The sequence below is a fragment of the Enteractinococcus helveticum genome (assembly GCF_001657475.1).
Taxonomy (GTDB): Bacteria; Actinomycetota; Actinomycetes; order Actinomycetales; family Micrococcaceae; genus Yaniella; species Yaniella helvetica.
In genome coordinates this window covers 52,376-61,148 of sequence record NZ_LXEY01000117.1, presented here as the reverse complement: position 1 = coordinate 61,148, position 8,773 = coordinate 52,376, and the positions used below count along the sequence as shown (strand labels likewise).

Genomic DNA, 8,773 nt, shown 5'->3' with positions numbered 1-8,773 from the left:
GTGATACTCACCCGTTCGCCACTCATCCACCCCAGCAAGCTGGAGCTTCAGCGTTCGACTTGCATGTGTTAAGCACGCCGCCAGCGTTCATCCTGAGCCAGGATCAAACTCTCCAAACAAAAACAACTGTTCAGAACAAACGATCAATAGGACCAGACGGAAACATCCAGCCCCTGGCAACACTGCGCATCATCCCACGGAGGTAGGACAACCACAGCAACCATTCAAAAAAATGGCATCAAACAAACTTGGCACACTATTGAGTTCTCAAACAACCACACAAATCTACCGAATATCTCTCACTTGAGGTATATTCACTAGACAGTGAATGTTTTCGGTCCGCATCTCTGCGTCCCACGCCATCGCGGCGCAAGAGATAACTATACGCTGCTCTCTTTCTGAATGTCAATTCCGTTCGGACCTTTTCCTGTTTTCACCCATTCCCCAATGATTACCTAGGGAGTAAGCCAAAATTCACCTGGTTTTCACCAACTCTAATTAAGTGATGTCCGTTACACATTTGGATGAGCTGGCTGCCGTTCGGACCGACATACGCGCATCGCTACGGTTGCTCCACTCTTGTTTACACTCATCCAGTGCTCAGATACACGTAGACCGTATGCCAGTACAGCACCAGGATTGTCGTTTCTCGTTTACCTAGGTTTCCAATATGCGCCTACGCCGAGACCTCGTTCTTAAGAATGCAGGTCTACTCGGAAGTAGCCGCCCCCTAGGACCACGTCGTTCGCTATTCCGCTTACTTGCCAGACTTTCCGGTCCTGGAAATGCTCGCCCTATAGAAATTCTTTTCAGACAAACCTTCAACAGAACTGTGAACCCCGAGAAATCGCTGACATTTGCAGCACCTATGTGGCATACTCTCCTCCAACCTGAGTGGCTTCAATCGCCAACGAGAACTGGAACGCCCGAGAAGTACGAGGAAAATTGAAGGATCAAACTGAGAAAACTCCCGGATGGCTCGACTGGGTTCAAGATCGCCAAGAACCCGCGGTGAGGCTTCCTACCGGAACTGTTGATGCACACTGCCACGTATTCGGACCAGCTGCAGAATTCCCATTCGCGCCAGGTCGCAAGTACACCCCGGGCGATGCCAGCAAAACCGATCTCGAACACCTACGTCATGACCTTGGAGTCACGCGAAACGTCATCGTTCAAGCTTCGTGCCATGGCCGGGACAACGCAGCACTGCTAGATGCACTCGACCACTTCGGAGAAACCGCCCGCGGCGTCGTCGCCATCGGTAGCGACGTCAGCGAACGCCAACTCAAAGACATGCACAATCGTGGTGTTCGGGGCGTCCGGTTCAATTTCGTGAAACGCCTTGTAGAAAGCCAGCCATTCGAAGAAGTCGAACTGGTCGCAGCAAAGATCCGTGAGCTCGGCTGGCACATCGTGGTGTACTTCGAATCGCCCAACCTCCCCGACCTTGCCGACTTTCTCGCCAATCTGAACGTCCCGCTGGTCATTGACCATCTCGGTCGCCCAGACCTTGCCAAAGGAGCGTCGTCCGCCGAATACTCGGCGTTTCTGAAATTCGTGGACCGAACCGACGACTGGGTGAAAGTCAGCTGCCCCGAACGCCTCACCATCACCGGACCATATGCCGTTGCCGGAGCCCACGAGGTCTACACCGATGTGGCACCCTTCGCCCAGAAGGCCATCGCGGAATTCCCCGAACGCGTCCTGTGGGGAACCGACTGGCCACACCCCAACCTACGCTCACATATGCCAGACGACGCCGTCCTACTGAACTACCTGCGCCAGATAACCTCCGACCCATCGGCCCGACAACGCCTGCTGATCGACAACCCGATGGCACTCTATTGGGAAAAATAACGACGACGCCGCTGCCAACCTTTGGACGGGTTATTTGCTCAACGTTGGGTTTGAGTCAACATGTGATCGCCGATAGGTGTCCGCACCTTGCGAATCACCGCTCCGATGGCAATGACGACGCCGAGGGTTATAACCAAACCAATCACGCCACTGTGGGTCAACGCATAGACGACATATCCCACCAGGGCTGCGAGCGCGCCAACGAACGCATACGGCAACTGAGTCGAAACGTGAGTCGGAATGGAACAGGCCGCACCGGTACTCGACAGAATGGTGGTGTCTGAAATCGGTGAACTGTGATCGCCCCATACGGCACCGGCTAATACGGCTCCGAAGGTAGCGATCAAGAACTCATCGCCGCCTTGTACGGCGTTGAGCATCTCCCCGGCCAACGGCAACAAAATACCAAATGATCCCCACGACGTCCCGGTGGCAAAGGCAATCAGCCCCGCCACCACAAACAGGGCCGGGACCAACCAGACGGCGGGTACGGCTAACGCCTCGACAACTGAAGCCAGATATTCTCCGGTGCCCAGCTCCCCGATCAAATCGGCCAATACCCACGCAAACAGCAGGATCAACACCGCACCGAGCATGGATTTAGCGCCGTGGGCTACACCGCGACGACGGGTCCCCACCGGAAATTTGTCACTGTGCTTTGTATAACGCAGGCAGTAGTAACCGGCCACCAGCAGTGCCGCGATGCCACCAGCATTGAGGGCAATTGCGACGTCGGTATTTTCCAGGGCCGCCAGTATGGCCCAACTGCCGCCAATCAGCCCGCCGGATACATACATGCCAACGACGACGCCCACAAACAACACCACGAAAGGCATGATGAGCGCACGCATCGCCCCCTGGTGGTGGGTTGGTAGCGCATCGGTCAATTGTGCCGGGGCAGTGTCCTGGGCACCGTACAGTCCCTTGCCCTGAGCTGCGCGGAGCTCTTCGCGGCGCATGCTCCCAAAGTCCAGGCCCCACACAATGGTCAGCCACAGCAATAACAGTGCGGCGATCGCGTAATAGTTCATGGCCGCTGCCAACACGAACGCCTCGATCTGGTCCATCATCAACGCTGATGCCGTCAGCAACGGAGCCATGATGCCCATAATCGTGGCACCCCAACTGGACAGCGGCATCAACACCACGACTGGAGCTGAGCTCGAGTCGATGAGGTAGGCCAGCTTTGCGCGCGAAACTCGATAACGGTCGGTGATGGGCCGGGCGACCTGACCTACTGCTAGCGCATTGAAATAGTCGTCGATAAAGATGATCATGCCCAACAACCCGGTGAGCACTTGGGCTCCCCGGCGTGACTTGATGCGCTTGGCCGCCCATTCCGTAAAGGCGGCAGCCCCGCCAGACATCATGACCAGCGCGGTGACGATACCCAGCTGGAATAGAAACGCCACGATCAGGATCGTGAACCAATTCACCGCCCCATCGGCCCAGACCAGCCGGACTATTGCTTCCCACACGGTCACCACCATGGTCACCGGGTTAAAGTCGGCGATCAGTAAACCCGCTGTCAGGATCCCCGCCCCGAGGGAGACCAGCACTTTCCTGGTGACGATCACTAAGATGATGGCGATAAGCGGGGGCACCAGCGTCAGAATCGGATAGGCATCAAGCACGATCGAACCTTCACATCATGTCGAGGAAGTTTCCCTCAGATTAGCAGCGTTCCCACAGCGCCTCACAGTCTATGGTGCACGGCGCGCTCTGCTGGTACAGGAGTCTGGCACAGCTACTGCGGCGAGAGGAAATACGTTTAATTGAGCATCTGCAAAATATGGTCAGTTAGGGCTTTACGTTGTGCCCGGGTCAGAGCTTGTTCGTGCACATAATCGTGCATCCACAACCCATCGGCCAGCACTTTGACCAAATACTGTGAGCGCAGCTCGTCGTCGTCCTCAATTCCCGTAGTCGAGGGCACCCAGCGGTCGTTAACTTCAGCCCAGATGGCCGAGAACTCTGAGTTGCTGCGCGCATCAATCTCCAAGAGCAGTTCGGCCTTGGTAGCGCTGTTGCTCTGGGATAGCACGACGGCGCGCAGGCGAGTCTTGGCGTCCACGGAATGTGCCGGACCGCCCGCGGCGCGTTCGAGTTCTTCTTCCCATTGATCGGCCAGGTGCTGGTGAATCCCGCGCAGAATTTCATGCCGCGACGGGAAGTGGTAAACAATTCCGGATTTCGACATGCCCGACGCTTCGGCCAGCGCCTCGTAGGAGACCGCTTCCAGGTTCTCTCGCTCAATGAGTGCGACGGCGGCGTCGAGAATTTCAGTTTTCTTACTGGGACGCATGCGCATCAGCCTCTTTCGGATTCCCACGGAAACAATACGCGGTGACGACTGCAGCCAGTGCTGCGACCACGCCAACAATAACCAAAATCAATAGGTATGCCTCATCGTAGGCCGCTACGGCAGCCGGGCCGTGCACCGCATGGTCAACCCCGTGGTCGACGTCGTGAGCGACTTCCGACGGCGCAGAAAACGCGTAGAAAAATGGCAACAGTGAGCCAAACACTGCCACCGAAATCAGCGTGCCGAACTCATAGGACACCGATTCAACCGACGAGGCCATGCCCGCTTTATCCACAGGAGCAGCGCCCAGAATAGCGGTGGATGCCACCGATGAGGCAAAGCCGCTGCCGATTCCGACCAGCAGCAGGCTGGCAATGAACGGCACCAAGGATTCCATGCCGAAGGTCCACACGGCCAGCCCGATGCCGCCGGCGATCATAGTGAAACCACCGGAGATCAACGGGATAAAGCCCACCCGGTGCAAGAACGCGCCGCCCAGCAGGGCTGCGGGGATCGATGGAATGGCAATCGTTGCGACCAGGGCACCGGCCTGCAGCGGGGAGAACCCGCCGGCGGTTTGGAACCGCTGCGTCGTCGTCAGTTCAATGCCTGCCACAATGAACATCATGATCCCGGCGGTGAGCACGCCACCGGTGAGAATACGGTTGCGGAACAGCGCGGCGTCGAGCAGTGGTTGTTCCAGGCCGCGTTGGCGGAAGATAAACAGCAGCACACCGATCACGCCCACCACAATCGAGGCACTCAGCAACCACACGGTGCGCTCGGGGTTGGCGAGCTCTTTGATCGCGGTGACTAAACCAAGCATCGCAAACATCGCCCAAATGGACGACACCAGATCCCACTGCTTCCGCGGGTTGGCAATATTTGGTGGCGCCACGGCAATGGTGGCGAGCAGCGTGATGACGGCGATGGGCACGTTGATCAGAAACACCGATCCCCACCAGAAAAACTCCAGCAGCAGCCCACCAAGTACCGGGCCGGCTGCCGCGCCGACCACGGCCACGGACATCCACACGGCGATGGCGATATTGCGTTCGCGCACATTACTGAACGTGATGCGCACCAGGGCCAGGCTGGCGGGCATCATCGCGGCGGCACCCACACCCAGCAGCCCACGTGCAGCAACCAAAATCCAAGCCGACGGCGAGAATGCGGCCACCAGTGAGCCCAGCCCGAAGACTGAGACACCGATCAGGAACATGAGTCGGTGGCCGATTTGGTCGCCCAGCGTGCCCGTACCAAGGATCAGCGCGGAGAGCACCAGCGGGTAGGCGTTGATAATCCACAGGCCTTGCAGGGGCGTGGTGCCTAACTGGTCGCGCAATTCGGGCAGCGCGGTATACAAAATCGAGTTGTCGGCACCCACCAAAAATAAGGCGGCGCTAATGATCGCTAAGAATATCCACCGTTGACGACGCGTGGATTGTACCTCTACCTCAGCCTTGAGCATTTCAGTAACTATACCAAACGTTCAGTACAGTTACTAACCTCAGAGTTGCCCTCTCGATCGACTCTTCTACCAGTCGCGATGGCCTTACCTAAACGTTGCGCTCCAAGAATGCGTCAATCCCCTCGATGACGGCAATGAATCTCCAGGATGCATAGGCATCAAACCCATGCTGACCACCGGGCAGTTCCGCATACCAGAGCTCGTGATGCGAACCTTGCATCAGGTGATCGCGCAAGGCGCGGGCGTCTTTGACCGGAACGTATACGTCGTGGTCACCATGCGTGATAATAAACGGTGGTGCTTTTGAGGCGTCCATGGCCAAGGCGGTAGAAACCGGTGACGACGAGCAGGCACTCGCCAAGCACACCAACACTTCGTCCCCCGACCGACGGCGCGGCCGCGTGTTTCGCCAACGCTGCGGCCGCTACCTGCTCGCGGTAACCGAAGGAGTAAACCAACGCATAAATTGCGGTGCTGGACAACAAAGCGGGAGCCCCAAGAGCGATGGGTTTCCGCTTTATACTGCCGTAAATCATCCGGGCATACACATGCTGTTAGGCCTACTCCTCATGGCCAGATATCCCTTGAGCAGGTTGACCTTCGTCCGCAGCAAGCTCGTTGGGGACGAAGTTCAAGTGTGCCGATTCAATAATTTCCAGGTCGGTCAGATCCACTGCATGGATGACTTGCTCTTCGGGGTCGGTGATATAAGCGATGTCGTCAATCACTCGGATGGCAGGCCGCGGTTCTTGCCACTCTTCAGGTTCACTCCATTCATCCATGATCTGGAGTGCGCCAATTTCATCTCCATTTTCTGGGTCAAGCACGTGAAGCTGGCCATCCTCTGCCAGGACAAGGGCTTCCCCTTCCGGCCCACGTGCTAGAGAGCGGAAGTTATAGGCAGCACCAATATCAGCGGTGGTGATCTGACCTGCCTCAGTGTCAACCAGGGCAACTTGAGTCATCGGTTCACCTTCCTTTTCGTTGTAGTCACCGAGCATGATGGCTGACTCGTCGGCAGGAAACAGGTTACCGGTGCGGGCGTATTCCGGCCCTGCATCTATCTTGGTGAAGTCTGCGCCGTCCCACACCAAGACACCGTCTTCGCAACCAACAGCAATTACACCATCTGGACCGGCAGCTTCCCCGTGCACCCCGGGGCAGTCTTCATTGCGAGCGGTCTCTTTCCCATCGGCATCCAGGACGCGAGCGCCAGAGCGTTCATCAACATCACCGATGGTTTCGAATCGAGAACCGTCCTCGAAGGCCACTGCAACACCATGATGCGGTTCTTCTGTCTGAGCTACCTCAGTTTCGAAGTCCACCTGCGGATCGAGATGAGTCAAATCGAAGGTATGAATCTCCCCGCTCCCGTCAAAGAACAACGCTCCGATACCTTCGTGTGCCACTACGTGGCCAGGTTCAGAGCCCTCGACTGTGATGTCTGTCAGGAGTGGCTCCGTAGTGTAGTAGTGGCTGTGGTCCCCGTGCGGGACCCCCCAAGCTCCGGCATCCAGCAGTCGGAAACTGTCGCCTTCGGTAAGAAACATATATCTGCCGTCGCCGGCTGGATTGAGACGCAGAAAGCCTTCGGCATCAAATTCCGCTACCGTCTCCAGCGTGCCGCCATCAAGTATGGCGACTCCGCCGTCATAGGTAATGCCCAACCGCGGCTGCGCTGCACTAACTTCTTGGCTTTGTCGATTTGCAGGGTCTTCTGAGTGTTCTTCCTGTGCTTCAGTGTCAATGTCCGCTTTCTGCCCTGCAGCCTTTTACCAACGAAAACTTCCTCGACGCAATTGCCAAAGCAATTGGATTACGGACCGAACTGATCGGAAAATCTGCATTCGCAACAGAGATCTAAAAATTACTTCTAGAATTGATTTCCTGGATTGAAGAAGACCCTAGCCGTGTAGAAAACTCGCTAGGGTCTTACCGTGGTTATTTGCTCGCTTAAAGAATATTACTGAGCAAGTTTGCCTTTTCGTAGTGAAAACGTTCTTACGCGAGTACGCTCACGCCGTAGCCGCTCCTCACGAACAGTTTTGAGAACGTCAGCAAAGCGGTCATCGTTGCCGTCATCATTCTCGATAGCGTGTGATTGGCGGCCAACAAGTTTATTTCTTCCCATTGCTGCTCCTCTCCGCACTTAGATTCTACTTGATATTTCGGCTAGTTCGCTGAGCCTCGTGAAAGAACAAGCTCAAGGTGGCCGCTAAAAGCGACACCGTAGATCCGTCCCTAGAATCTAAATCGCCAACCTTCGGCGCGTCAAGGGTAAGCATTCCGTAACCGACATCCTTACCTCGTATCGGCGCAGAAATATAAGTAGAATAACCCTTTCCACTGCCTCCCCATGTGTGAGGCGCCTCTTCAATGTCATCAATGAAAGCAAAGTACTCAGCCATCTTGAGGCTTTCGAAAGCGTAGTCTCCTCTTCTCGTTCCTTTGACAAAGGGCTGTGGAAGCTGACTTCTCCCCGCTCTTGCAATAGGAACCATTTGTGTACCGTCATCACTAACTTTGTAGACAACGGCTCGAATACCCGTGACTGATCGGAAAGCGCTATATAGGTTGTTCGTGACCGTCTCCGCGGCTAAGTCAAGTGCTTGCTGTCGCTGCATTCTCGGCGTTGTCGACAACAATCGCGCTTTATCGAGTAGAGGAGGAATAGCTTCATCCATTACTCGTTCTCGAGCGGCACCCACATCTTCGGCTTCTTCATTCTTACGTTCCCAATAGACAGTTCCTGCGCTTGGTATGGCAGTGACAACAGCAACGAAGAGGCCCACAACAATAAACCAGCCGGATTCCGAATATAAAGAGAGTATGAAGCCACTGCTAATGCCACCCACAGAAGTTATAAGAAAAGATACTGTGGCAAAACGGGAGCTTTGATAAGCCAACCAATTCCAGGTGGCTGTGATCGGGTTCACGGGTGTTCTCATTAAGAGGTACTATACCCAAGCTTGCCATTTTCATTACTGCTATGAAACGAGAAAGAATGCGAGCATAGTAGCTGCGCTCATTTACAACGGGGGATCCAGATCACCCCGAGCAATAATATCGACCACTACAGGCAGCAAAGGTCACGAGTCACTGACCAAAGACGGTTCTAGCCCACGAGAATTTCAGTAGGT

Annotated in this window: 7 protein-coding genes and 1 rRNA gene; 1 reads left to right on the top strand and 7 read right to left on the bottom strand. The window is 55.6% G+C overall.

All coding sequences use genetic code 11. The features are described 5' to 3' along the window. A 16S ribosomal RNA gene (locus A6F49_RS16875) occupies positions 1-119 on the bottom strand; the annotation flags it as partial. An 826-nt stretch (positions 120-945) separates the two neighbouring features. Between A6F49_RS16875 and A6F49_RS16870 the strand changes: the two genes are divergently transcribed. Continuing rightward, the gene (locus A6F49_RS16870; RefSeq protein ID WP_043055832.1) at positions 946-1,857 is read left to right on the top strand and encodes an amidohydrolase family protein; all 912 of its coding nucleotides are present in this window, start codon (positions 946-948) and stop codon (positions 1,855-1,857) included. Between the two features lie 38 nt (positions 1,858-1,895). Here A6F49_RS16870 and A6F49_RS16865 read toward each other — a convergent pair whose 3' ends face one another. From A6F49_RS16865 to A6F49_RS16840, 6 genes are all read right to left on the bottom strand, one after another. Beyond that, positions 1,896-3,491: a Na+/H+ antiporter NhaC family protein gene (locus tag A6F49_RS16865; protein ID WP_043055831.1), complete on the bottom strand. Its 1,596-nt coding sequence runs from the start codon at positions 3,489-3,491 to the stop codon at positions 1,896-1,898. Between the two features lie 137 nt (positions 3,492-3,628). Further along, entirely contained in the window at positions 3,629-4,162 is a 534-nt protein-coding gene (locus tag A6F49_RS16860) for a TetR/AcrR family transcriptional regulator (protein ID WP_043055845.1), read from the bottom strand. Then, positions 4,149-5,633 carry an MFS transporter gene (locus A6F49_RS16855; protein WP_150119575.1) on the bottom strand — a complete coding sequence of 495 codons (1,485 nt, stop codon included), beginning with the start codon at positions 5,631-5,633 and terminating at the stop codon, positions 4,149-4,151. The genes A6F49_RS16860 and A6F49_RS16855 overlap by 14 nt, the downstream gene beginning before the upstream one ends. Before the next feature lie 88 nt (positions 5,634-5,721). Further along, on the bottom strand, positions 5,722-5,949 hold the full coding sequence (locus A6F49_RS16850) for an alpha/beta hydrolase family protein (protein WP_043056623.1): 228 nt from the start codon (positions 5,947-5,949) through the stop codon (positions 5,722-5,724). A gap of 244 nt (positions 5,950-6,193) precedes the next feature. Beyond that, the gene (locus A6F49_RS16845) at positions 6,194-7,300 is read right to left on the bottom strand and encodes a hypothetical protein (protein ID WP_052499990.1); all 1,107 of its coding nucleotides are present in this window, start codon (positions 7,298-7,300) and stop codon (positions 6,194-6,196) included. Positions 7,301-7,789: 489 nt separating this feature from the next. Further along, positions 7,790-8,569, bottom strand: coding sequence for a GAF domain-containing protein (locus A6F49_RS16840; RefSeq protein ID WP_043056622.1), 780 nt, complete (start codon positions 8,567-8,569; stop codon positions 7,790-7,792). Positions 8,570-8,773: the final 204 nt, after the last annotated feature.